Annotated in this window: 21 protein-coding genes; 13 read left to right on the forward strand and 8 right to left on the reverse strand. The window is 61.6% G+C overall.

Translation table 11 applies throughout. From position 1 onward, the window contains the following. The first annotated feature begins 39 nt into the window (after nucleotides 1–39). Both ABTV87_RS11850 and ABTV87_RS11855 read left to right on the forward strand, forming a co-directional pair. Entirely contained in the window at nucleotides 40–597 is a 558-nt protein-coding gene (locus ABTV87_RS11850; RefSeq protein ID WP_007956924.1) for an NADPH-dependent FMN reductase, read from the forward strand. Nucleotides 598–766: 169 nt separating this feature from the next. Continuing rightward, on the forward strand, nucleotides 767–2,050 hold the full coding sequence (locus tag ABTV87_RS11855) for an arsenic transporter (protein ID WP_433899569.1): 1,284 nt from the start codon (nucleotides 767–769) through the stop codon (nucleotides 2,048–2,050). A gap of 111 nt (nucleotides 2,051–2,161) precedes the next feature. Here the strand turns inward: ABTV87_RS11855 and ABTV87_RS11860 are convergent, their stop codons facing one another. Next, nucleotides 2,162–3,112: a DUF1853 family protein gene (locus ABTV87_RS11860; protein WP_433899570.1), complete on the reverse strand. Its 951-nt coding sequence runs from the start codon at nucleotides 3,110–3,112 to the stop codon at nucleotides 2,162–2,164. A gap of 115 nt (nucleotides 3,113–3,227) precedes the next feature. Here ABTV87_RS11860 and ABTV87_RS11865 point away from each other — a divergent pair, with 115 nt between their 5' ends. From ABTV87_RS11865 to pepN, 6 genes are read left to right on the forward strand one after another with little or no spacing between them, the layout of a single operon-like run. Beyond that, on the forward strand, nucleotides 3,228–4,118 hold the full coding sequence (locus tag ABTV87_RS11865) for an NAD(+) kinase (RefSeq protein WP_007956919.1): 891 nt from the start codon (nucleotides 3,228–3,230) through the stop codon (nucleotides 4,116–4,118). Next, nucleotides 4,115–5,089, forward strand: coding sequence for a metallophosphoesterase (locus ABTV87_RS11870; protein ID WP_371855265.1), 975 nt, complete (start codon nucleotides 4,115–4,117; stop codon nucleotides 5,087–5,089). Before ABTV87_RS11865 ends, ABTV87_RS11870 begins: the two co-directional genes overlap by 4 nt. After that, the gene (locus ABTV87_RS11875; RefSeq protein ID WP_258713296.1) at nucleotides 5,086–5,955 is read left to right on the forward strand and encodes a rhomboid family intramembrane serine protease; all 870 of its coding nucleotides are present in this window, start codon (nucleotides 5,086–5,088) and stop codon (nucleotides 5,953–5,955) included. Before ABTV87_RS11870 ends, ABTV87_RS11875 begins: the two co-directional genes overlap by 4 nt. 30 nt (nucleotides 5,956–5,985) lie before the next feature. Continuing rightward, complete coding sequence (locus ABTV87_RS11880) at nucleotides 5,986–6,246, forward strand: YeaC family protein (protein ID WP_011333626.1); 261 nt, start codon at nucleotides 5,986–5,988, stop codon at nucleotides 6,244–6,246. Then, nucleotides 6,243–7,073: a DUF2797 domain-containing protein gene (locus tag ABTV87_RS11885; protein ID WP_433899571.1), complete on the forward strand. Its 831-nt coding sequence runs from the start codon at nucleotides 6,243–6,245 to the stop codon at nucleotides 7,071–7,073. The genes ABTV87_RS11880 and ABTV87_RS11885 overlap by 4 nt, the downstream gene beginning before the upstream one ends. Before the next feature lie 10 nt (nucleotides 7,074–7,083). Continuing rightward, on the forward strand, nucleotides 7,084–9,741 hold the full coding sequence (gene pepN / locus ABTV87_RS11890; RefSeq protein ID WP_433899572.1) for an aminopeptidase N: 2,658 nt from the start codon (nucleotides 7,084–7,086) through the stop codon (nucleotides 9,739–9,741). Nucleotides 9,742–9,808: 67 nt separating this feature from the next. On the opposite strand, the gene katG is transcribed toward pepN, so the two are convergent. Continuing rightward, nucleotides 9,809–12,076: a catalase/peroxidase HPI gene (gene katG / locus ABTV87_RS11895; protein ID WP_433899573.1), complete on the reverse strand. Its 2,268-nt coding sequence runs from the start codon at nucleotides 12,074–12,076 to the stop codon at nucleotides 9,809–9,811. A gap of 326 nt (nucleotides 12,077–12,402) precedes the next feature. Here katG and ABTV87_RS11900 point away from each other — a divergent pair, with 326 nt between their 5' ends. Continuing rightward, nucleotides 12,403–14,439, forward strand: coding sequence for a TonB-dependent receptor (locus ABTV87_RS11900; RefSeq protein WP_433899574.1), 2,037 nt, complete (start codon nucleotides 12,403–12,405; stop codon nucleotides 14,437–14,439). Between the two features lie 49 nt (nucleotides 14,440–14,488). On the opposite strand, the gene ABTV87_RS11905 is transcribed toward ABTV87_RS11900, so the two are convergent. Further along, nucleotides 14,489–16,699: an LTA synthase family protein gene (locus tag ABTV87_RS11905; RefSeq protein WP_085608949.1), complete on the reverse strand. Its 2,211-nt coding sequence runs from the start codon at nucleotides 16,697–16,699 to the stop codon at nucleotides 14,489–14,491. Nucleotides 16,700–16,986: 287 nt separating this feature from the next. Between ABTV87_RS11905 and ABTV87_RS11910 the strand changes: the two genes are divergently transcribed. After that, nucleotides 16,987–18,018 (forward strand): sterol desaturase family protein, encoded by a 1,032-nt coding sequence (locus tag ABTV87_RS11910; protein ID WP_085608948.1) that lies wholly within the window; start codon nucleotides 16,987–16,989, stop codon nucleotides 18,016–18,018. Here ABTV87_RS11910 and ABTV87_RS11915 read toward each other — a convergent pair. Next, the gene (locus ABTV87_RS11915) at nucleotides 17,999–18,442 is read right to left on the reverse strand and encodes a GFA family protein (RefSeq protein ID WP_085608947.1); all 444 of its coding nucleotides are present in this window, start codon (nucleotides 18,440–18,442) and stop codon (nucleotides 17,999–18,001) included. The two genes, ABTV87_RS11910 and ABTV87_RS11915, sit on opposite strands and share 20 nt — an antisense overlap. 127 nt (nucleotides 18,443–18,569) lie before the next feature. On the opposite strand from ABTV87_RS11915, the gene ABTV87_RS11920 reads away from it, so the two are divergent. After that, nucleotides 18,570–19,460, forward strand: a complete 891-nt coding sequence (locus tag ABTV87_RS11920) for a LysR family transcriptional regulator (protein ID WP_258713303.1) — start codon at nucleotides 18,570–18,572, stop codon at nucleotides 19,458–19,460. Between the two features lie 103 nt (nucleotides 19,461–19,563). Next, nucleotides 19,564–20,577, forward strand: a complete 1,014-nt coding sequence (locus ABTV87_RS11925; protein ID WP_433899575.1) for an ABC transporter substrate-binding protein — start codon at nucleotides 19,564–19,566, stop codon at nucleotides 20,575–20,577. Between the two features lie 60 nt (nucleotides 20,578–20,637). Here ABTV87_RS11925 and ABTV87_RS11930 read toward each other — a convergent pair whose 3' ends face one another. The 4 genes from ABTV87_RS11930 to ABTV87_RS11945 form a co-directional block, all read right to left on the reverse strand. Next, a complete protein-coding gene (locus ABTV87_RS11930) occupies nucleotides 20,638–20,835 on the reverse strand; it encodes a helix-turn-helix transcriptional regulator (RefSeq protein WP_007956901.1) in 198 nt (65 codons plus the stop codon). Then, nucleotides 20,832–21,206 (reverse strand): hypothetical protein, encoded by a 375-nt coding sequence (locus tag ABTV87_RS11935; protein WP_007956899.1) that lies wholly within the window; start codon nucleotides 21,204–21,206, stop codon nucleotides 20,832–20,834. The genes ABTV87_RS11930 and ABTV87_RS11935 overlap by 4 nt, the downstream gene beginning before the upstream one ends. Nucleotides 21,207–21,288: 82 nt before the next feature. Beyond that, a complete protein-coding gene (locus ABTV87_RS11940) occupies nucleotides 21,289–21,750 on the reverse strand; it encodes a MarR family winged helix-turn-helix transcriptional regulator (RefSeq protein ID WP_085608943.1) in 462 nt (153 codons plus the stop codon). Between the two features lie 179 nt (nucleotides 21,751–21,929). After that, complete coding sequence (locus ABTV87_RS11945) at nucleotides 21,930–22,382, reverse strand: Ohr family peroxiredoxin (RefSeq protein WP_007956895.1); 453 nt, start codon at nucleotides 22,380–22,382, stop codon at nucleotides 21,930–21,932. 265 nt (nucleotides 22,383–22,647) lie between these two features. Between ABTV87_RS11945 and ABTV87_RS11950 the strand changes: the two genes are divergently transcribed. Beyond that, complete coding sequence (locus ABTV87_RS11950) at nucleotides 22,648–23,064, forward strand: organic hydroperoxide resistance protein (RefSeq protein WP_007956881.1); 417 nt, start codon at nucleotides 22,648–22,650, stop codon at nucleotides 23,062–23,064. Nucleotides 23,065–23,090 lie beyond the last annotated feature (26 nt).

A 23,090-nucleotide genomic window follows, 5' to 3' on the forward strand; every position in this document is an offset into this window, starting at 1 on the left:
AACTACTGGCTCCTCCCACGGACAGTCGAGAGTCTTCCAATGAGCAATGTCTATAACGTCGCAGTAGTGGTCGGCAGCCTGCGCAAGGCGTCCATCAACCGCAAGGTCGCCCTGGCGCTGGCGGAACTGGCGCCGGCCAATCTCAAGCTGAACATTGTCGAAATTGGCGATCTGCCACTCTACAACGAAGACATCGACGGCGATTCACCGCCGGCAGCCTACAGCACTTTCCGGCAAAAAGTGGGTTCATCCGACGCTCTGCTGTTTGTCACCCCGGAGTACAACCGCTCGGTGCCGGCGCCTTTGAAGAACGCGATCGACGTCGGTTCACGACCTTACGGCAAGAGTGTCTGGAGCGGCAAACCGGGGGCGGTGATCAGCGTTTCGCCGGGTGCCATCGGCGGTTTCGGCGCCAACCAGCATCTGCGTCAGTCCTTTGTTTTCCTCAACGTGCCGTGCATGCAGCAGCCGGAAGCCTATCTGGGCGGCGCGGGCACGGCGTTCGACGAGGCGGGCAAGCTGAACGAGTCGGTGAAGCCGTTCCTGCAAAGTTTCATCAATGCTTTTGGTGAGTGGGTGGCGCAGCACAAGAAGTGAACCACTGAGTTTTCTGACAAGATATCGACCCTGTGGGAGCGAGCTTGCTCGCGATATCGGTGTATCAGCTGACACTTCAGTTGAATGACACGCCGCCATCGCGAGCAAGCTCGCTCCCACAGGTTTTTGTTGTGGCTTGTTTTCTTAACCTGACTGAAGGCTGTCGCGAATGCTCGCTGCGTCACTGATTTTCCTGCTGACCATTACCCTGGTGATCTGGCAACCCAAAGGCCTCGGGGTCGGCTGGAGTGCAACATTCGGCGCCATCATCGCGCTGATTTTCGGCGTAGTGCACCTGAGCGATATCCCGCTGGTGTGGCAAATCATATGGAACGCCACCGGCACGTTCGTGGCGCTGATCATCATCAGTCTGCTGCTCGATGAAGCGGGATTCTTCGCCTGGGCCGCGTTGCACGTAGCGCGATGGGGGCGGGGCAGCGGGCGCAAGCTGTTTGCTTTCATGGTGCTGCTCGGCGCGTTGGTGTCGGCGCTGTTCGCCAATGACGGCGCGGCGCTGATCCTCACGCCGATCGTGATTTCCATGCTGCTGGCCTTGCGCTTTTCCCCGGCGGCGACTTTGGCGTTCGTCATGGGCGCGGGGTTCATTGCCGACACCGCGAGCCTGCCGCTGGTGGTGTCGAACCTGGTGAACATCGTCTCGGCCGACTTTTTCCACATCGGTTTCAACCGCTATGCGGCGGTGATGGTGCCGGTCAACTTCGTCAGCGTCGCGGCCACGCTGGGCATGCTGCTGTGGTTCTTCCGCCGTGACATTCCCAAGAGCTACGACCCTGAACAGCTTGAACATCCGGAAACCGCCATCCACGACAAGGCCACGTTCTACGCCGGTTGGGCGGTGTTGCTGATTCTGTTGATCGGCTGTTTCGCGCTGGAACCGCTGGGGATTCCGATCAGTGCGATTTCGGCGGTGTGCGCGGCGCTGTTGCTGGCGATTGCCGCGCGCGGACACAAGATCTCCACGCGCAAGGTGATGAAAGAGGCGCCGTGGCAGATCGTGATCTTCTCGCTGGGCATGTACTTGGTGGTCTACGGACTGCGCAACGCCGGACTCACCGATTATCTGGCCGGGTGGCTGGATGTGTTCGCCGGGTACGGTGTGTGGGGCGCGGCGATGGGCACCGGGGTGCTGACGGCCTTGTTGTCGTCGATCATGAACAACCTGCCGACGGTGCTGGTCGGCCTGCTGTCGATCGATGCTAGCCAGGCCACGGGTGTGGTGAAGGAAGCGATGATCTACGCCAACGTGATCGGCAGTGACCTGGGGCCAAAAATCACCCCGATCGGCAGTCTCGCGACCTTGCTCTGGCTGCATGTGCTGGAGCGCAAGAATATCCGGATCGGCTGGGGGTATTACTTCAAGGTCGGGATCGTGCTGACCGTGCCGGTGCTGTTGGTCACCTTGGCGGCACTCGCCGTGCGGTTATCCCTTTAGAACCAGTTGGCTTCAATCGCTAGCAAGCTAGCTCCCACAGGTTATGCGGTGAACACCGAATCTGTGGGAGCGGGCTTGCTCGCGAAGGGGCCAGACCAGTCGGCACAGAAATCAGGACTGGCCAGGCACGTTCGGCCACAGATCCGACACCAGAAACAGCCGCTCGGCTTCTTCCCATTCGCCCCGGGCATTTTCGGTCAGGCGCACCATCAGTTGCGCCGGGGCCAGCGGTTCGAGTTCATCGAGCCAGGCCTGCAAGTGTCCGTTGCTCCAGGTCTGGTCCGCCGGGTAGTGCGCCGGCGCCAGCCAGGCGTGGCGGGGCAGGGGCTGCCAGCGTCCGTCCGGGCGCTGGGCGACAAATGCCGACCAGTCTTTCTGATGCAGCCAGCTGCCACGCAGATGCTGCGGGTGGGCGCCGCTGGGCGGCACGGACTGGCCGGGCCACGGATACAACAGATACCCGCCAAGCCACAATTGCGCACTGAACGACCCGACATCCAGCGCCGCCAGCACTTCGCGGCTTTCCGGGCGCGCGGAGATTGGCAGCTGATGCTCGCTCAAATGCGCCAGTTTGCGATCCAGCCGATCATGACAGCCCGGCCCCAGCCACGACGCCGGGTCATGGCCGTCGCCGTTCTGCGGGCCGAGGTAGAGCTTGATCGCCAGTTCCAGGTGATGCACGCCGTCGCGGTCGCGCAACAGCATGTCCAGCTCGCCGAGGGTGTGGCCTTCGCGGCGGATCGGCAGGTTGGCAGCGATCAGCTCGATGCCCGGCGCGTGTTCCACCGCAAATTGCCACAACCGCTCGTAATACAGGCCCAGGCGCCGGGTGCGGGCCTGGGACAGCCAGTGCAGCAGGCCGTAACTGTCGCGGTCGAGCTGGCGCAGCCAGTGTTCCAGGCGCTCGGGGTCAGTGACCCAGTCGCTGCCCGCCAGCGGATGGCGCTGCGGCCACGGGGTGGCGGCGAGCATCGGCGGGGCGAGGATAACCCACGCCAGATCACGCACCTCGGGGTGGCGTAACTGGTGGGGCAGCTGAAGCAAATCGGGAAATAGGATCATCTTGCGAGCATAGCCTCAAACACCGGTGCATCCTCGGGGCTGAAAGGATTTTGTCTATCCGGCGCTTTCGCCCATAATCGTGCTTTTCGCCGTCTCAGTCCCCCGCAGGAGTCCCATGGAGCAATTTCGTAATATCGGCATCATCGGTCGCCTGGGCAGCTCCCAGGTGCTGGATACCGTCCGCCGACTGAAACGCTTCCTGCTCGATCGTCACCTGCATGTGATTCTCGAAGACACCATCGCCGAAGTCCTGCCGGGCCATGGCCTGCAAACCTCGTCGCGCAAGATGCTCGGTGAAGTCTGCGACATGGTCATCGTGGTCGGCGGTGACGGCAGCCTGCTCGGCGCGGCGCGGGCACTGGCCAAACACAATATTCCGGTGCTCGGGATCAACCGTGGCAGCCTCGGTTTTCTCACCGACATCCGCCCCGACGAACTGGAAATCAAGGTCGCCGAGGTGCTCGACGGCCACTATCTGGTGGAAAACCGCTTCCTGCTGCAGGCTGAAGTCCGTCGTCACGCCGAGGCCATCGGCCAGGGCGATGCGCTGAACGACGTGGTGCTGCACCCGGGCAAATCGACGCGGATGATCGAGTTCGAGCTGTACATCGACGGCCAGTTCGTCTGCAGCCAGAAGGCCGACGGCCTGATCGTGTCGACCCCGACCGGTTCCACCGCGTACGCACTGTCCGCCGGCGGCCCGATCATGCATCCCAAGCTTGACGCTATTGTGATTGTGCCGATGTACCCCCATACCTTGTCGGGCAGACCGATCGTGGTCGATGGCAACAGTGAGCTGAAAATCGTCGTGTCCAAAGATATGCAGATCTACCCGCAGGTCTCCTGCGACGGGCAGAACCATTTCACCTGCGCGCCGGGTGACACCATCACCGTCAGCAAGAAAGCGCAGAAGCTACGGCTGATCCATCCGCTCGACCACAACTACTACGAAGTCTGCCGCACCAAGCTCGGCTGGGGCAGCAAGTTGGGTGGTGGAGGCGACTGATGCTCGATCCCGCGCGCAGTTATGACCTGATTGGTGACGTGCACGGATGCGCCCTGACCCTGGAACACCTGCTGGACCGACTCGGTTACCACAAGCAGGGCGGGGTCTGGCGGCATCCATCGCGCATGGCCGTGTTTGTCGGCGACATCATCGACCGTGGCCCGCGGATTCGCGAGGCGCTGCACATCGTTCATGACATGGTCGAGGCCGGTCAGGCGTTGTGCATCATGGGCAACCACGAATTCAACGCGCTCGGCTGGAGCACTCCGGCGCCTCCGGGCAGCGGCAAGCAGTTCGTCCGTGAACACACGCCGCGCCATGCCCGTCTGCTGCATGAAACCTTGACTCAGTTCGAAGACCATCCGGGCGACTGGCACGACTTCCAGCAGTGGTTCTACAAACTGCCGTTGTTCGTCGATGCCGGACGTTTCCGCGTGGTGCATGCCTGCTGGGATGCCGGCCTGATCGAGCCGCTGCGCGCGCTGTTCCCCGACGGCTGCATCGATGAACACTTCCTCCAGGCGTCGGCGGTGCCGGGCAGTTTTGCCTGCACCGTGTTCGATCGCCTGCTGCGCGGCACCGACATGCGTCTGCCGGATGGCCTGACCATGACCAGCGGCGACGGCCTGGTGCGTTCGTTCTTCCGCACCAAATTCTGGGAAGACGACCCGCAAACCTATGGCGACATCGTGTTCCAGCCCGATGCACTGCCGGAGCCGGTGGCGCAGAAACCACTGACCTCCAGCGAAAAGAATTCCCTGCTGCGCTACGGCGTCGATGAGCCATTGCTGTTCGTCGGCCACTACTGGCGAAGCGGCAAACCGGCGCCGATCCGCCCGAACCTCGCGTGTCTGGATTACAGCGCGGTGCTGTACGGCAAACTGGTGGCCTATCGTCTGGATCAGGAAACCCGCCTCGATCCGCATAAATTTGTCTGGGTCGACGTCGAGCGGCCGGAGGTGCTGCGATGAGTGCCATAGCCGTCTTGCGTGTGCCGTTGGCAGCTGACCTGAGTGGTTTCGTCAAACTGCTGCAACGCATGCAAGTGCCCCATCGCGTCAGTGAAGAGGCGGGTGAGCAGGTGTTGTGGGTGCCCTCGGAAATCAGCGACGACGTACGTTCGCTGTACGAGCGTTTCCCGGCGGGCGACCCGGATCAGCAACTGGAAATTCCGGTGGCGCCGACGTTCAAGCGCCCGAGCTTTGCCGAGCAACTGAAACATGCCAAAGCCACCGGGTTCATTCTGCTGCTGAGCCTGATCGTCGGCGGGTTGACCTTTCTCGGCGATAACCTCGAGACGATGCGCTGGCTGACCTTCCTCGATTTTCGCGTAATCGGCGACTACATCCACTTCACACCGCTGGCCGACAGCCTGGCGGCGGGGCAGTGGTGGCGCCTGTTCACGCCGATGCTGATTCACTTCGGCATCCTGCACCTGGCCATGAACGGCATGTGGTACTGGGAGCTGGGGCGGCGCATCGAGTCGCGCCAGGGCAGCGTCAACCTGATCGGCCTGACGCTGCTGTTCGGCCTCGTTTCCAACTATGCGCAGTTCGCGTGGGGCGGCCCGAGCCTGTTCGGCGGCCTGTCTGGCGTACTTTACGGATTGCTCGGTCACTGCTGGATCTTCCAGCTGCTGGCGCCGAACCCGGCCTATCGCCTGCCGCGCGGCGTGCTGGTGATGATGCTGGTGTGGTTGCTGGTGTGCATGTCGGGGCTGATCTCGATGATCGGTTTCGGCGAAATCGCCAACGCCGCCCACGTCGGCGGGTTACTCATCGGATGCTTCACCGGTTTGTTGGGCGGTTTGTACAACCGCCGTAAACTGGCCGCCTGAATTTTTTGAATAAAGAGCACGGAGACCCTGATGTCCTCTTTTAACGATTTGATCAAGAACATCACCCCGGATATCTACCAGAGCCTGAAGCTGGCGGTAGAGATCGGCAAATGGTCGGACGGTGGCAAACTCACCGCCGAACAGCGTGAACTGTCGTTGCAGGCGATGATCGCCTGGGAAATGCAGAACCTGCCCGAGGAAGAGCGCACCGGTTACATGGGTCCGCAGGAATGTGCGTCGAAGTCGATCGAAGTGCCGAACATCCTGTTCAAGTCGGACGCCCTCCATTGATCGAGATCGGCCGCGGTGCAATCAGCAAAATGTCGGCGCGCCTGGACGGGCCGAACGTGCAGTACGCGTTTCGTCTGGATGACGTCGAGGTGCCGGTCAACCCGTTGATCGGCAACACGGTGCGTCTGGAATACCTGGGGGCGATCCACTGCACCCATTGCGGGCGCAAGACCAAGACCAGTTTCAGTCAGGGTTACTGCTACCCGTGCATGACCAAACTGGCTCAGTGCGACATCTGCATCATGAGCCCGGAACGCTGCCACTTCGAGGCCGGCACCTGCCGTGAGCCTGAGTGGGGCGAGAAGTTCTGCATGACCGACCACGTCGTCTACCTGGCCAATTCGTCAGGGATCAAGGTCGGCATCACTCGCGCCACCCAGTTGCCGACTCGCTGGCTCGATCAGGGCGCCAGTCAGGCGTTGCCGATCATGCGCGTTTCCACGCGGCAGCAGTCGGGTTTCGTCGAAGACCTGTTCCGCAGTCAGGTGGCGGACAAGACCAACTGGCGCGCCTTGCTCAAGGGTGACGCGGCGGCGGTGGATCTGGCGCAGGTGCGTGATCAGCTGTTCGACAGCTGCGCCGAAGGCCTGCAAGGCTTGCAGGAACGTTTCGGCCTCCAGGCCATTCAGACAATTGCCGATGTCGAGCCGCTGGAAATCCGTTACCCGGTCGAGCAGTACCCGGCCAAGATCGTCAGCTTCAACCTGGACAAGAACCCGATTGCCGAAGGCACGCTGCTGGGGATCAAGGGCCAGTACCTGATCTTCGACACCGGCGTGATCAACATTCGCAAGTACACGGCCTATCAGCTCGCCGTGCATCAATAAGGACTTCAGCATGCGCACCGAACAACCGAAGATGATTTACCTGAAGGACTATCAGGCGCCCGAGTACCTGATCGATGAAACACACCTGACCTTCGAGTTGTTCGAGGACCACAGTCTGGTCCACGCGCAACTGGTGATGCGCCGCAACCCGGCCCGTGGCCCGGGCCTGCCGCCGCTGGTGCTCGATGGCCAGCAGCTGGAACTGCTCTCGGTGACCCTGGCAGACCAGGAACTGAGCGCCGACGATTATCAACTGACCGAGAACCACCTGACCCTGCAACCGGCCAGCGAAACTTTCACGGTCGACACCAGCGTCAAGATCCACCCGGAAACCAACACCGCACTGGAAGGCCTGTACAAGTCTGGCACGATGTTCTGCACCCAGTGCGAGGCCGAAGGCTTCCGCAAGATCACCTATTACCTCGACCGCCCGGACGTGATGAGCAAGTTCACCACCACCGTGGTCGCCGAACAGCACAGCTATCCGGTGCTGCTGTCCAACGGCAACCCGATCGCCAGCGGCCCCGGCGAAGACGGCCGGCACTGGGCGACCTGGGAAGACCCGTTCATGAAACCGGCGTACCTGTTCGCGCTGGTGGCCGGTGACTTGTGGTGCGTTGAAGACAGCTTCACCACCATGACCAACCGCAACGTGGCGCTGCGCATTTATGTCGAGCCGGAAAACATCGACAAGTGCCAGCACGCCATGAACAGCCTGAAGAAGTCGATGCGTTGGGACGAAGAGGTGTACGGTCGCGAGTACGATCTGGACATCTTCATGATCGTCGCCGTGAACGACTTCAACATGGGCGCGATGGAGAACAAGGGCCTCAACATCTTCAACTCCAGCGCCGTGCTGGCCCGCGCCGAAACCGCCACCGACGCCGCGCACCAGCGCGTTGAAGCGATCGTCGCCCACGAATACTTCCACAACTGGTCGGGCAACCGCGTGACCTGCCGCGACTGGTTCCAGCTGTCGCTGAAAGAAGGCTTCACCGTTTTCCGCGACTCTGGCTTCTCCGCCGACATGAACTCGGCCACGGTCAAGCGCATTCAGGACGTGGCGTACCTGCGTACCCACCAGTTCGCCGAAGATGCCGGCCCGATGGCCCACGCCGTGCGCCCGGACAGCTTCATCGAGATTTCCAACTTCTACACCCTGACCGTGTACGAAAAGGGCTCGGAAGTGGTCGGCATGATCCACACCCTGCTGGGCGCCGAAGGCTTCCGCAAGGGCAGCGACCTGTACTTCGAACGCCACGACGGCCAGGCCGTGACCTGCGATGACTTCATCAAGGCCATGGAAGATGCCAACGGCGTCGACCTGAGCCAGTTCAAGCGTTGGTACAGCCAGGCCGGCACACCGCGTCTGGCGGTGAGCGAGTCTTACGACGCCGCTGCGAAAACCTACAGCCTGAGCTTCCGTCAGAGCTGCCCGGAAACCCCGGACAAGGTTGAAAAGCTGCCGTTCGTGATTCCGGTCGAGCTGGGCCTGCTCGACAGCCAGGGCAACGAGATTGCCCTGCGTCTGGCTGGCGAAGCCTCGGCCCAGGGCACTAGCCGAGTGATCTCGGTGACCGAGGCCGAGCAGACGTTCACCTTCGTCGACATCGCCGAACAACCGCTGCCGTCCTTGCTGCGTGGCTTCTCGGCGCCGGTGAAACTGAGCTTCCCGTACAACCGCGATCAGTTGATGTTCCTGATGCAGCACGATAGCGACGGTTTCAACCGGTGGGATGCCGGCCAGCAACTGTCGGTGCAGGTGCTGCAAGAGTTGATCGGCCAGCAGCAGAAGGGCGAAAGCCTGGTGCTCGACCCACGTCTGGTTTCCGCGCTGCGCACCGTGCTGTCGGACGAGTCGCTGGATCAGGCTATGGTCGCGGAAATGCTCTCGCTTCCGGGTGAAGCCTATCTGACGGAAATCAGCGAAACGGCTGACGTCGATGCGATCCATAACGCCCGCGAGTTCGCCCGCAAGCAACTTTCGGAAGGTTTGTTCGAAGCGCTGTGGTTGCGTTACCAGGCCAACCGTGACCTGTCCAAGCAAACTGCTTACGTGGCCGAGGCCGAGCACTTCGCCCGTCGCGCGTTGCAGAACATTGCCTTGTCGTACCTGATGCTCAGCGGCAAACCGGAAGTGTTGGCGGCGACGCTGGAGCAATTCGACAGCGCCGACAACATGACCGAACGCCTGACCGCACTCGCGGTGCTGGTCAACTCGCCGTTCGACGACGAGAAGGCCAAGGCGCTGGCCAGTTTTGCCGAGCACTTCAAGGACAATCCGCTGGTCATGGATCAGTGGTTCAGCGTGCAGGCGGGCAGCACCTTGCCGGGCGGTCTGGAGCGCGTGAAAGCGCTGATGCAGCACCCGGCGTTCAACATCAAGAACCCGAACAAGGTGCGCGCGCTGGTCGGTGCGTTCGCCGGGCAGAACCTGATCAACTTCCATGCGGCGGACGGTTCGGGTTATCGCTTCCTCGCGGATCTGGTGATCGAACTGAACGGCTTCAACCCGCAGATCGCTTCGCGCCAACTGGCGCCGCTGACCCGCTGGCGCAAGTATGACGGCGCTCGTCAGGCGCTGATGAAGGCTGAGTTGGAGCGGATTCTGGCTTCGGGGCAGCTGTCCAGTGATGTGTATGAGGTGGTTAGCAAAAGCCTTGCCTGACGCTGGTTCAGGGCAATAAAAAACGCCGCTCGATGAGCGGCGTTTTTTGTGGGTGGATGAAAAAGGTTTATTGGCGCAAATCAAACCGATCCAGATCCATGACCTTCGCCCACGCAGCAACGAAGTCGTTGACGAACTTTTCCTTCGCATCGGAGCTGGCATACACCTCGGCCAGCGCCCGCAGTACGGCGTTGGAACCGAACACCAGATCGACCCGGGTCGCCGTCCATTTCACGCTGCCGGTTTTACGGTCGCGGCCTTCGAACTCGGTTTTCGACGTCGGTTTCCATTCCACGCCCATGTCCAGCAGGTTGCGGAAGAAGTCGTTTGTGAGGGAGCCGGGTTTGTCGGTGAACACCCCGTGTTTCGTCTTGCCGACGTTGGTGTCCAGCACCCGCAGGCCGCCGATCAGCACGGTCAGTTCCGGTGCAGAAAGGGTCAGCAGTTGCGCCTTGTCGATCAGCAACGCTTCGGCCGGCACGCGGTAGGTGTTGGCGGCGTAGTTGCGGAAGCCGTCGGTATGCGGCTCGAGGAAGCCGAATGACTCGACATCGGTTTGCTCCTGAGTTGCATCGGTGCGCCCCGGATTGAACGGCACGGTCACGGTATGCCCGGCGTTTTGCGCCGCTTGCTCGACACCGGCGTTACCGGCCAGCACGATCAGGTCCGCCAGCGAGACTTGCTTGCCTGTCGCTCCAGTGTTGAACTCGTTTTGAATGCCCTCGAGGACTTTCAGCACCTTGTCCAGTTGCTCCGGCTGGTTGGCCTGCCAGAATTTCTGCGGTGCCAGACGCAGACGCCCGCCATTGGCGCCGCCGCGTTTGTCCGAGCCCCGGAAGGTCGATGCGGCCGCCCAGGCAGTGGAAACCAGTTCCGAAACGGACAGCCCCGACGCCAGTACTTTGCCTTTCAGCGCCCTGATATCGCTGTCATCCACCAGTGGATGTTTGGCTTCGGGAATCGGGTCTTGCCACAGCAGTTCTTCCTGGGGCAATTCCGGGCCGAGATAACGCGAGAGCGGGCCCATGTCGCGGTGAATCAGTTTGTACCAGGCCCGGGCGAAGGCGTCGGCCAGTTGATCGGGATTGGCCAGGAAGCGCCGCGAAATTTTCTCGTAGGCCGGGTCGAAACGCAGGGCCAGGTCAGAGGTGAGCATGGTCGGGTCGATGCGTTTGTTCGGGTCGTGGGCGTGGGGAATGGTGCCGGCCCCGGCGCCGTTTTTCGGTTTCCACTGATGGGCGCCGGCGGGGCTCTTGGTCAGTTCCCACTCGAAGCCGAACAGGTTTTCCAGGTAGTTGTTACTCCACTTGGTCGGGGTGGTGGTCCAGGTGACTTCCAGGCCGCTGGTGATGGTGTCGGCCCCTTTGCCGGTGCCGAAGGTGCTTTTCCAGCCCAGGCCTTGTTCTTCAAGGCCGGCGGCTTCCGGTTCCGGGCCGACGTTATCGGCCGGGCCGGCGCCGTGGGTCTTGCCGAAGGCGTGGCCACCGGCGATCAGGGCGACGGTTTCCTCGTCGTTCATGGCCATGCGGCCGAAGGTTTCGCGGATGTCCTTGGCCGAGGCCACCGGGTCGGGATTGCCTTCCGGACCTTCCGGGTTCACGTAGATCAGGCCCATCTGCACGGCGGCGAGCGGGTTCTCGAGGTTTCGTTCGCCCTGATTGGTGCGGCTTTCCTCATTGCCGTGTTCGGCGGGCTCGGCCACCAGCGTGCCTTCGCCCGGCGGTTGCATGGATTCCGGATCCTTGCCGTAGCGATTGTCGCCGCCCAGCCATTTGTTTTCCGAGCCCCAGTACACATCTTCATCCGGCTCCCAGACGTCTGCGCGGCCACCGGAGAAACCGAAGGTCTTGAAGCCCATCGACTCCAGCGCGACGTTACCGGTGAGCACGATCAGGTCAGCCCAGGAAATGTTGCGGCCGTATTTCTGCTTGATCGGCCACAGCAGGCGGCGGGCCTTGTCGAGGCTGACGTTGTCCGGCCAGCTGTTGAGCGGGGCGAAGCGTTGCTGGCCGGAGCCGGCGCCGCCACGGCCGTCAGCGGTGCGATAGGTGCCGGCGCTGTGCCAGGCCATGCGGATGAAGAGCGGGCCGTAGTGGCCGAAGTCCGCTGGCCACCACTCCTGGGAGTCGGTCATCAGCGCCGTAAGATCGCGTTTGAGGGCCTGGAAATCCAGGCTTTTGAAAGCCTTGGCGTAGTCGAAGTCCTTGCCCAGCGGATCGGATGCGGGCGAGTGCTGACTCAGGATTTTCAGGTTCAGTTGATTCGGCCACCAATCGCGGTTCGTCGTGCCACCGCCGGCGGCGTGATTGAACGGGCATTTCGATTCATTTGCCATGTTCGGGTCCTTATCAGGTCTTCTGCGGCCGGCTCGTGCCGACTTCGGAGTAGTAAGGCTAGACCCGACTCGGCGAGTCAGCTAATAGGCCGACTATTGGTGCGTGATAGGCGCAGTCTCTTACGCGAAGTCTCGTGATCCGGTGCCGGGCAGGGCGCTGAAATGCCCGTGCTTGAGCGATGGTTTGCAATTGTGTGGAAGAAGCGTGATGGCCATTAGAAATGTTATTGTATAACATAAAAATGATTTCATCTGATCGATGCCGGTAATACACCCTCTGTAGTGCTGGCATTGATCCTCACTTTTCTGCCTGACGGATTCCTGAAATGCCTTCCCGTTTCCACACCTTCCAACCCCGCCTGACGCTCATGGCCTCGGCGCTGCTGATCGCTTCGCCCGCATTCGCCGCCGACCCGCTGGAACTGCAACCGCAAGTCATCACCGGCAATCCGCTGGGCAGTCAGACCCTGGCCTCGCCCTCGACCGTGTTGAGCGGCGATGAGCTGACGCTGCAGCAAAAGGGCAGCCTCGGCGAAACCCTGAACAAGCAGCCGGGTGTGTCGTCGTCCTACTTCGGCCCGGGTGCCAGTCGCCCGATCATTCGCGGGCAGGACGGCGATCGCATCCGCATCCTGCGCAACGGCGTCGGCGCGCTGGACGCTTCGTCGCTGTCCTACGATCACGCGGTGCCGCTGGATCCGGTCAACGTCGAGCGCATCGAAATCGTCCGTGGCCCGGCAGCCTTGCTGTACGGCGGCAGCGCCATCGGCGGGGTGGTCAACACCTTCGACAACCGCATCCCGACCGAAGCCATCGACGGCATTCACGGTGCCGGCGAGTTGCGCTACGGCGGCGCGGAAACTACCCGCAGCAGCGCCGGTAAGCTCGAAGCCGGTAACGGCCAGTTCGCCTTGCACCTGGACGCCAGCGCCCGCGAGTTCAATGACCTGAAGATTCCCGGCTACGCCAAGACCAGTCGTGAGCGGGCGAACGACGATGGTGATTCGAAGAAACATCGGCTGGCCAACAGCGACGGTCGTCAGGACGGCGGTGCGGTGGGCGGGTCGTACACCTGGGATGACGGTTACGCGGGGCTGTCGTACAGCAATTACGATTCGAACTACGGCTCGCCGGCCGAAGACGATGTGCGCATCCGCATGGAGCAGGAGCACTACGCGTTCGCTTCGGAAATCCGCAACCTCGACGGCCCGTTCAGCTCGGTGAAACTCGACGCCGGTTACACCGATTACCAGCACCGCGAAATCGAGGGCGGCGAGGTCGGCACCACGTTCAAGAACAAGGGCTACGAGGCGCGGGTCGAGGCCCGGCATCAGCCGCTGGGGCCGTTCAACGGGGTGATTGGCGCACAAGTCAGTCGCAACGAATTCTCGGCGCTGGGCGAAGAAGCCTTCGTGCCGCACACCGATACCGATGCCGGTGCACTGTTCATTCTTGAAGAGCTGCAAGCCACGGATCGCCTGCTGTTCACCCTCGGCGGACGCCTCGAACACACCACCGTCGATCCGGACGCCAAGGGCAACGAGCGTTTCGCCAATGCCGATCGCTCCAGCAGCTTCACCGCCGGCAGCCTGTCATCCGGTGCGGTGTACACTCTGACGCCGGTCTGGTCGGTTGCCGCCACGCTGGGCTACACCGAACGCGCGCCGACGTTCTATGAGCTTTACGCCAACGGCGCCCACGTCGCCACCGGCACTTATGAAGTCGGGGATGCGGGGCTGTCGAAAGAGAAAGCCGTCTCCAGTGACCTGGCCCTGCGTTTTGACAACGGTACGCACAAGGGCAGCGTCGGCGTGTTCTATAGCCATTTCTCCAACTACATCGGCCTGCTCGGGACAGGGCGCACGCTGAATGACGAAGGGGAGGAGGACGCCGACGGCATCCCCGAATACACCTACTCCGGCGTGCGGGCGCGCTTTAGCGGCATCGAAGCGCAGGATCGCTGGACGCTTGGCGAAAACGCTTACGGCAAGTTTGCGCTGGAGCTGTCGGGCGACTACACCCGCGCCAAGAACCTCGACAACGGCCAGGACCTGCCGCGCATCGCACCGCTGCGGTTGAACACCGGGCTGTTGTGGGAGCTGGATCGCTGGCAGGCGCGCATCGATGTGGAACACGCCAGTTCCCAGCACCGGGTGCCGGACAATGAAAGCAGCACCGACGGCTACACCACGCTGGGAGCGAATGTGGGTTATCACTTTGATGTCGGCCAGAGCAAATGGCTGGCTTTCGTCAATGCCGAGAACCTGACCAACCAGACCGTGCGTTATGCCAGCTCGATCCTGCGCGATATTGCGCCGGCAGAAGGGCGCAGCATTCAGGTCGGTCTGCGCACCACGTTCTGATCGTTCACACCGGACAAGCGCCAGCGTCGTTGCGACGCTGGCGTCGACCTCAACTCGATTGAGCGGTGTCTTCTTCCGGGATCTCGTCCAGCAGATCCTGTTGCCCCGGCAGTTCGGTGATCACGCTGAAATCACTGACTTCCACGGCGCCCAGGCCATACCCCAACAAGTGGAACGAGAACGCCTTGCGCGGTTGCGGGTTGTCGAAGCTGAAATCCATCTCCAGCGGCTGATCCGCCGTGGCGACCATCTCGGTCGGCAGGCCCAGTTGCACGTCCTGTTCGAACTCCTTGGCCTTGAGCTGAATGTACGCCGCCTGCTGCGGATCCACCGAACGCACGGTCAGGCGCACGCGGGTGTGGGAGCCTTTTGGCATCTCCAGGTATTGCGCGCCGATCAGGTTGTCAGCCCAGTCATCCTTGATCTGCGCTTGCAGCGGAATGACGTTGGCGCTGCCGAACTGATAGCGCTGGTTGAGCGGAGTACGCAGCAGCGACAGGTCCAGGGCCGAGGCGCGGGCGGCGATGTCCCGGGCATTCTGGCCGCTGGCGTTGCCCTTGAACGTGGCGCTTTCGGCGATGAATCCTTCACTGGCGTAATTGCGGCAGCGGCGCGGCATGTCGCATTCGGTCAGCAGGCCGCGACCGTCGTGATAGCGCAGCTTGCCGTTGGTGAACGACATGATTTCGCGGCCCGAATCGTAATCGCGAAACAGCGAGCGACCGCTGAGGGCGGAAGGCACGGGAAAGTCGAAGTAATCCAGAATCGACGCGCTCAGATCGACGTGACCGTAGACCCCGGCGTTCAGGCGCGGCAGTTGCGCCTGCTCCGGCGCGAGGGTCAGGTTGAAGCCCCAGGACGACGCGAGGCGCACACCGTCGATGCCGTGGGATTCGTCCGAGGTGATCACCACCAGCGTGTCTTTCAGCACGCCCTGGCGTTCGAGGCCGCTGAGAAACTGTTCCAGCGCATCGTCCAGATAACCGACGGCGGCTTGCTTCGGCGTGTCGTAGCGTTGCAGGTATTCCTCCGGCGCGGAGTAGGGCTGGTGAGTGCCGACTGTGAGCAGCGTGAGCATCCACGGCTGCTTCTGCTTTTTCAGGTCGCCGACGTATTTCAGCGCGCCTTCGAAGAACGCCTTGTCATCCTTGCCCCACGGGAATTCCAGGTAGTTGGCGTTGGTGAACCACTCCAGGCCATGGGTCGCATCGAAACCGATGTGCGGCATGATCTTGTCTTTGGCCATGAACCGCAGCCCTGCGCCTTGCAGGTAGTGCGTGGCGAAACCGTGCTGACGCAACTGGGCCGGCAGACAGGCCTGATTGCGCTCGTGCTGGGTCAGCATTTCCACGCCTTTGGGCGTGCCGTTGTCGAGTTTGTCGTAATCGCCGCAGAGCATGGCGTACAGACCGCGAATGGTCTGGTGGGTGTGCAGCACGTAATCCGGGGTGTTCATGCCGCGCTCGGCCCAGCGGCTGAGGTTGGGCATCAGGTCTTCCTGATAATGGCTGCCGATGGCTTGGCGATTGGCGCCGATGTAGGCACCGGGAATGCCTTCGAGGGCAACGATCAGCACATTGCGCGCCTGGCCCTTGGCCGCCAGCAACGGGTGACCGTTCAGATCGACATCGGTGAGCCCGGCCATGGGCGGGGGAGCGAATTGAGTGTCGCCGTCCAGCCATTCTTCAGCCTGCATCTGCACGTCGGCGACCTGCGCGGCCAGCAACTGGTGAGGCAGGTTGTACAGACGCCACGGGTCGGCATCGCTCGGGGCCAGATGCTGAGCGCCCCAGTACGCGGAGAACAGCAGCACCGGCGTCGCCCAGGCTGCGCGGGGCAGAGCGGGGGCGGTTGTCGCGCGTCGAGTCCAATGACTCAGCAACCACAAGACCAGAGCCACCAGCAGCGCAACCGCCACGCCGGGGTGGGCGAAGCCGCCGCCGGTGGAGTTCTCCACGAACTGCGGGTCGATCAGGTAATGCAGGTCCGCCACGGTCGGCAGGCGGCCGACCGCGCTGACCAGTTCAGCGGTCGCCACCGCCAGCAGTCCCCAGAACAGCAGCACCGGCAGCGCCAGCCACCAGGGACGACGATGCAACAGCACCACCAGCAGACTGCCGATGGCCAGATCCGACAGGTAACCGAACAGGCTCGACCAGCCAAGTGCCGCCCGCAGGCACACCGGTACAATCAGTACCAGGAAAACCAGAGAAAGAAGACGGGCATCCAGACGCCGCAACCGTTGAAAAAGAGCGCTCACAAAAAGACCTTCCAGCCATCAAATCGTCATAAAAGTGTGGGCGATGATACCAAGGGTGGGCTGTCTGATCGCCTTTTTAAACGGCTGGGTGAACCGGTCCCGGAAGGCGCGGTTAGCAACCCGGATGAGCTGGGGCCTTGCTCGGCGACCGTCCTGGCGGTTTTCCGTCCCGAGCGCGGTGACGGTTTTATTGTTTCAGGCTGTTTAACCGGCCTTTGATCCGTTCGTGCTGCATTTGCGAACCAGTGCGATTTACAATGCGCGACCTCTGATGGAGATCAAGCTCCGTGGATGTCCTCACGCAACTCTTTGCGCAGCTCAGCCGCTGGGTGATCGATCCGGTCACCGAGCAGTTCCTTGGCCTGTTCGATTTGAACGGTCGCCTTGGCGTGGTGTTCCTGCTCACGTCCTACGGCGTGGCTTACGGCCTTTATCGCCACCGAAAATCCCGACACCTGACGCAGGCCCGATCCTTCTGGCAATTTGTCGGCGGCGGTCGCGTTCACGGGCATCGTTCGGCCTGGCTGGATTACCGTTATTACTTCATCAAGGCGATTCTTCGGGTGACGCTGGTGTTGCCCGTGGTCGGCCTTGTCGATCCGCACATTCTGCGTTCAGGTGATTACGCGCAGTTTTTCACTCAGCTGTGGGGCGCGCGCGAGCAAGTGCCGGATCACCCGATGATCGCGCTGTTCTACGGACTGGGTGTGTTCCTGTTCAGGGATTTTCTGCATTACTGGATTCACCGCGCCTTCCACTCCCGCTATCTGTGGGAATTTCACAAGGTTCACCATTCGGCGCCGGTGCTGGTGCCGGCCACCGCCAGCCGGATTCACATTGTCGAATCGATTGTTGAACGAACCGTCATCACCGCTGGCCTCGGCGCGTTTGCCGGTGTGGTCTGGTACGCCTGCGGCGGCGAAGTCAGCCGCTATACGCTGTTCGGCGTGACGTGGCTGGTGCTGATCATCAACAGCCTGGGTTCCAATCTGCGCCACAGCCATGTCTGGCTGTCGTTCGGGCCGGCGGTCGAGCATGTGCTCAACAGCCCGGCCCAGCACCAGATTCACCACAGCGACGCACCGCGACATTTCAACAAGAACTTCGCGATCAATCTGTCACTGTGGGACTGGCTGTTCGGCACGCTGTACGTCACCACTTCAAAGCCCGAAGTGCTGCGCTTCGGCACGGGCGAGCAGGACCGCACGCGTTATCTGACGTTGTACAGCCTGATCGTCACCCCGTTTGTGGACACCGCGAAGCGTTTGTCGTCGAACGCCGACGGGCTCAGAACCCGGTTCAACCAGCGTACGCCATGAGGGCTTCGCCGAAGGCTTGCGGGGTCGGGCTTTGCGGCCAGCTCGGCAGCCCCTCGGGCAGCGTCAGCCAGGGTTGTTTGTGACTCACCCAGATGTGCGCCATCGGTTGCAGTGAGCGACTTTCATCGAGCGTGCCGGCGCGCAGCACTTTCATCCCCGGCGCGGCCGTTGTGGTGTTGAACAATCGCGTGTGGCAGACGCTGCACAGCTGATGTTCGGCGTGCTGCCCATTGAGATCGTAGGCATAAGTGGTCAGTGGCCCGGTCAACGTCAGGGCGTCGGCGGGCAGCAGGGCGTGCAGGGCAAAGGCGCTGCCGCTCCAGGTCTGGCAATCCGTGCAATGGCAGGCGTAGATCGCCGGCGGCACGTCGGTGTTCAACTGATAGCGGACGGCACTGCAGCGACATTGGCCGGTGAGTGTCATGGGCAAGGCTCCTTCAACTGCGGGTTCGATGCCGGGCGCAAGGCCCGTGCGGTATGCTCGCGCAGCATGCCGCAGACCCCGGTGAATGAACATCGGCCAAAACTGCCCAACCGCTCACAGGAAATGTATGAACGCTCCACAACTTCAATGGGAAACCCAGCGCGCCTTTCTCGCGGTATTGCGCACCGGCAGTCTGTCGGGCGCCGCGCGCTTGTTGGGAATCGCCCAGGCCACGGCGCGACGGCGGATCGAGGTGCTGGAGCAGAGCGTCGGCGTCAGCCTGTTCATTCGTTCGCCCTCGGGGCTGTTGCCGACCGAGACCGCCAGGGAGTTGATCGGCCACGTCGAAGCCATGGCCCTGGCCGCCAACGCCTTCAACCGCGCCGCTTCCGCCGACGTGGCGCAAACCGGCGGCACCGTGCGCCTGACGGCCGGCAAGCTATTGGGCGTCGAGATCCTGCCGCCGATGTTGCGCCGTTTACGTCAACAGCACCCGCAATTGGCGCTGGAACTGAACGTGTCGAATCGTCTGCAAACCCTCTCACGGCAAGAGGCCGACGTCGCCGTGCGCATCCGCCGCCCGACCGAAGCGTCGGTGGTGGCGCGCAAGGTCGGCGACCTGCACGTCGGCCTGTACGCCACGCCGGAATTGCTGGCGGAGCAGGGCGTGCCTGAAACGCCTGAGGACTTGCGCCGTTTTTCGCTGATCGGCCCGGATCGCAATGCGGGCGAGATCGAATTCCTGCGCGAGCGCGGCTTCGATTGTTCAGCCGAGCACACGGCCATCCGCACCGATGATCATCTGGCGCAATGGGCGGCGTTGCGTGCCGGGCTGGGGATTGGCGTGAGTTCCCGGCAACTGGCCGAGCGCCATGGTCTGATACGAGTTCTGCCCGCAGACGTGGATTTTACGGTGGATGTGTGGATCGCCATGCATCAGGACATGCGCCGGGTGCAGCGGGTTTCAGCGGTGTTCGATGGCTTGGGCGCGGACTTGCAGGCGTTTCTGCAAGACTGACATTCAGGTGATATCAATATGCGATAACGGTATTTAAATTTCGTTTTTTATAGCGATAGAGTCCGGCCTCACAGATTTCCCGGTAAATCACTGCGAGGTTGTCATGGCCCTACCGTTCAAACGTTCTGCACTGACGCTGCTGGCGGCTTCGCTGGCTGGTGCGCTGCTCGGCAACACTGCTCAAGCCGAAGGCAAGATCAGCATCGCCCAGCAATTCGGCATCGGATATCTGATTCTGGATGTGGTGCGCGATCAGCACTTGATCGAGAAACACGGCAAGGCCCAGGGCCTGGACATCAAGGTCGACTGGAACAGCATTTCCGGCGCCACCGCCATGAACGAAGCGCTGCTCACCGGATCCCTGGACGTGGTCTCGGCCGGCGTGCCGCCGATGCTCACCGTGTGGGATCGCACCAAGGGCAAGCAGAACGTCAAGGCCATCGCTTCGCTGGGCTCGATGCCTAACTACCTGCTGACCAATAACCCGAACGTGAAAACCCTCAAGGACTTCAGCGACAAGGATCGCATCGCCGTGCCGGCGGCGGGTGTGGGCTTCCAGTCCCGCACGCTGCAGATCGAAACTGCCAAGGAATTCGGCAATGACCAATACAAGAAATTCGACGACATCTCCGTCAGCCTGCCGCACCCGGATGCCACGGCTGCATTGATCGCCGGCGGCTCGGAAATCAACGCGCATTTCTCCAGCCCGCCGTTCCAGTACCAGGCGCTGCAGAATCCCAACGTGCATAAAGTGCTGAGTTCCTACGACGTGCTCGGCGGCCAAGCCACGTTCAACGTGCTCTACACCACGGAAAAATTCCACGACGAAAACCCGAAAACCTACAAGGCGTTCTACGACGCACTGGTCGAGGCCGAGAAGATCATCAAGGCGGACAAGCCTGCCGCGGCTCAGGCTTACATTCGGGTTGAACAGTCGAAGTTGCCGCTGGCGCTGGTGGAGAAAATCGTCACCGATCCGGAAATCGATTTCACCGTCGTGCCGCAACGCACCTATATCTATGCAGAGAAATTGCAGGAGCTGGGTGTGCTGAAGAACAAGGCGGACAGCTGGAAGGATTATTTCTTTGAAGAGGCCCATGGCGGGGCGGGGAGTTGAACATTCGTCTTTTCTGAACAGTCCACCCGGCAGCCCGTGCTGACGGGTGGAGTTTTCGAATCAACTCACTGTGTCATCGAAGATGCTCTCGATCGGCATCTCGAACGCCCGGGCAATCTGGAATGCCAGAGGCAGGCTCGGGTCGTAGCGTTCGTTTTCAATCGCATTGATGGTCTGGCGCGAAACGTTCAAGCGTTCGGCCAGATCCACCTGCGACCACTTGCGCTCGGCGCGCAGTTCCTTGAGCCGGTTCTTCATTGGTAGCGGCGCCGCGCGATCCGCAGGCCGATCATCCACATCGCGCCCATCACCGGCCAGACCCAGAACCACGGGATATGGGGGGCGCCGACGTTCTCCAGAAAACCGTAGCTGAAGGTCAGCAAGGCCGAGGCAGCGAAGGCGAAGCCGAGGGCTTCGAACTGGATGCGCAGATACATTTCGTCCAGACGCCTCATGTCGCGTACCACGCTCCAGCACACCAGTGCGGCCGGAATCATCGGCGTCAGAACAATGAGCGTGCGCAGGTAAATGTTGGCGTCCTCCAACGACTGCAGCGCAACCGTCGAGGCAATCAGCACGACGGCATACAGCACCAGCGCGCCGCCCATTTCGAGATGGAATCGATTCATGCTTCACTTCCTGTGTAAAAGACCCTTTACATAGTTACTGAAGCCACTAGTTATGTAAAGCACGCTTTCCATCAGGACTCGATCAACCCTCGGCATTCATCGACCGGATCAGGTTGTTGCGCAACTTGACGATCGATTTCTGCATCTGCGTGAACTCTTCCGTGGTCAGCCCCGTCGCCTCGAACAGGCTCGTGCCCGAAGACACGTTGCGCAGGTCACGGCCACTCTGGGTCAGGCTGATCCGCACCTGGCGTTCATCTGCCGGGTCACGCTGGCGTTGCACATAACCCATGGCCTGAAGTTTTTTCAGGATTGGCGTGAGGGTGTTCGATTCCAGGAACAGCTTCTCGCCCAGGCCGCCGACGGTCTGGTTGTCCTGCTCCCACAGGGAGACGATGGTGATGTACTGGGTGTATGTCAGACCGAGTCGTTCGAGGATCGGTTTGTAGGCCTTGCCGAACGCCAGGTTGGTGGAGTAGACGGCAAAGCACAGGAAATCGCTGAGTTTGAGATCGGTTGGTGCGGTATTGGCGGTGGAATTCATGTTCATCCTCGTGGGTCGGGTGACCGGTGAAACGTATGGGGCGAACTATACGTCGGATGCGATTCTATCGGGAGGGTTGATCATGTCGCCTGAGGTAACCGGTTCGCCATGGACAGCGCGAACCGGTTAGTTGTTTCTTATGCGCCTACATCGCATGCGATTTATTTGGCGCGAAAAAATTACTCAGTGATGACGTTCAGTGCCACCTCGATGTTGCCGCGAGTCGCCTTGGAGTACGGGCAGATCTGGTCAGCGGTGTGGGCCAGGTTTTTCGCGATGTCCTCAGCGATGCCCGGGACGCGCAGGGTCAGGCGAGCCTGAAGGAAATAGGCGGGGCCGGTCTGGCCCAGATCCACTTCGATGTCTACCGACATGTCGGCCGGCAGCACCACGCCCAGGTCATTGGCCACCAGGCCGACGGCGGCGGTGTAGCAGGACGACCAGGCACCGGCGAACAGTTGCTCGGCGGTCGGGTGGGGCAGGACGTTGGCAAACACGTGCGCCGGTTTGGCACTGCCGGGCGTCGAGAGCTGAATGTCCAGATTGCCGTTGTGGCCACGGGAGGTGAGACCGGCGCTGCTGGCGGTGGTGTGGGTTTTGCCGGTGGCCAGGACTTTTTCGATTTTGCTCATGGGGGAATCCTCAAGGTGTTGTGATTGGTTGTGATCGTATACGGTTAGATCGTATGCGATGTAATAATAATCCTCTCGCCCTCTGGTTCTGTCAACCCGCTTGGCGGTGCCAATACGACCGGCGGTTATCCGCACGTCCGCCGGCCGGGTGAGCGGCAAACCCGCGTCTATAGTGAGAGGGCTGTGTGAAACGGGTGGCGCACCTCAAGGCTGCGACGGGAGGCGCCGAGTGAACAATCTGCTGTTTTTCATTCAGGAGATCGCCATGAGTCAGATCGAAAAAGTCCTCTACACCGCGAAAACCCACACCACCGGCGGACGTGACGGCGCATCGCGCAGTTCCGACGGGATCCTCGATGTAAAACTGTCGTCGCCCGGTTCCAGTGGCGGCGGGACCAATCCGGAACAATTGTTCGCCGCAGGCTGGTCGGCGTGTTTCATTGGCGCGATGAAAGCGGTGGCGGGGCAGCAGAAAATCAGCCTGCCGGCAGACCTGGCGGTGGATGCCGAAGTGGACCTGGGCACTAATTCGGGAGGGTATCTCCTGCAGGCGCGACTGAATGTAAGCCTGCCGGGAATGGAGCGTGGCGCGGCGCAGCAGCTGGTGGATGCGGCGCATCAGGTGTGCCCGTACTCCAAGGCTACGCGCAACAATATCGAGGTCGAATTGAAACTGGTCTGATATCCAGATGCAAAAGGGGCGGCATG

It is taken from the genome of Pseudomonas sp. PSE1(2024) (genome assembly GCF_050990555.1).
GTDB classification, from domain to species: Bacteria; Pseudomonadota; Gammaproteobacteria; order Pseudomonadales; family Pseudomonadaceae; genus Aquipseudomonas; species Aquipseudomonas aphyarum.

Bases quoted from the DNA above. Each gene is read 5' to 3' on its own strand.
- ABTV87_RS11950 (WP_007956881.1), top strand. From the start codon at position 22,648: ATGAGTCAGATCGAAAAAGTCCTCTACACCGCGAAAACCCACACCACC.
- ABTV87_RS11925 (WP_433899575.1), top strand. From the start codon at position 19,564: ATGGCCCTACCGTTCAAACGTTCTGCACTGACGCTGCTGGCGGCTTCG.
- ABTV87_RS11920 (WP_258713303.1), top strand. From the start codon at position 18,570: ATGAACGCTCCACAACTTCAATGGGAAACCCAGCGCGCCTTTCTCGCG.
- ABTV87_RS11880 (WP_011333626.1), top strand. From the start codon at position 5,986: ATGTCCTCTTTTAACGATTTGATCAAGAACATCACCCCGGATATCTAC.
- ABTV87_RS11915 (WP_085608947.1), bottom strand. From the start codon at position 18,442: ATGACACTCACCGGCCAATGTCGCTGCAGTGCCGTCCGCTATCAGTTG.
- ABTV87_RS11930 (WP_007956901.1), bottom strand. From the start codon at position 20,835: ATGAAGAACCGGCTCAAGGAACTGCGCGCCGAGCGCAAGTGGTCGCAG.
- pepN (WP_433899572.1), top strand. From the start codon at position 7,084: ATGCGCACCGAACAACCGAAGATGATTTACCTGAAGGACTATCAGGCG.
- ABTV87_RS11900 (WP_433899574.1), top strand. From the start codon at position 12,403: ATGCCTTCCCGTTTCCACACCTTCCAACCCCGCCTGACGCTCATGGCC.
- ABTV87_RS11875 (WP_258713296.1), top strand. From the start codon at position 5,086: ATGAGTGCCATAGCCGTCTTGCGTGTGCCGTTGGCAGCTGACCTGAGT.
- ABTV87_RS11855 (WP_433899569.1), top strand. From the start codon at position 767: ATGCTCGCTGCGTCACTGATTTTCCTGCTGACCATTACCCTGGTGATC.
- ABTV87_RS11865 (WP_007956919.1), top strand. From the start codon at position 3,228: ATGGAGCAATTTCGTAATATCGGCATCATCGGTCGCCTGGGCAGCTCC.
- ABTV87_RS11940 (WP_085608943.1), bottom strand. From the start codon at position 21,750: ATGAATTCCACCGCCAATACCGCACCAACCGATCTCAAACTCAGCGAT.
- ABTV87_RS11850 (WP_007956924.1), top strand. From the start codon at position 40: ATGAGCAATGTCTATAACGTCGCAGTAGTGGTCGGCAGCCTGCGCAAG.
- ABTV87_RS11935 (WP_007956899.1), bottom strand. From the start codon at position 21,206: ATGAATCGATTCCATCTCGAAATGGGCGGCGCGCTGGTGCTGTATGCC.
- ABTV87_RS11945 (WP_007956895.1), bottom strand. From the start codon at position 22,382: ATGAGCAAAATCGAAAAAGTCCTGGCCACCGGCAAAACCCACACCACC.
- katG (WP_433899573.1), bottom strand. From the start codon at position 12,076: ATGGCAAATGAATCGAAATGCCCGTTCAATCACGCCGCCGGCGGTGGC.
- ABTV87_RS11860 (WP_433899570.1), bottom strand. From the start codon at position 3,112: ATGATCCTATTTCCCGATTTGCTTCAGCTGCCCCACCAGTTACGCCAC.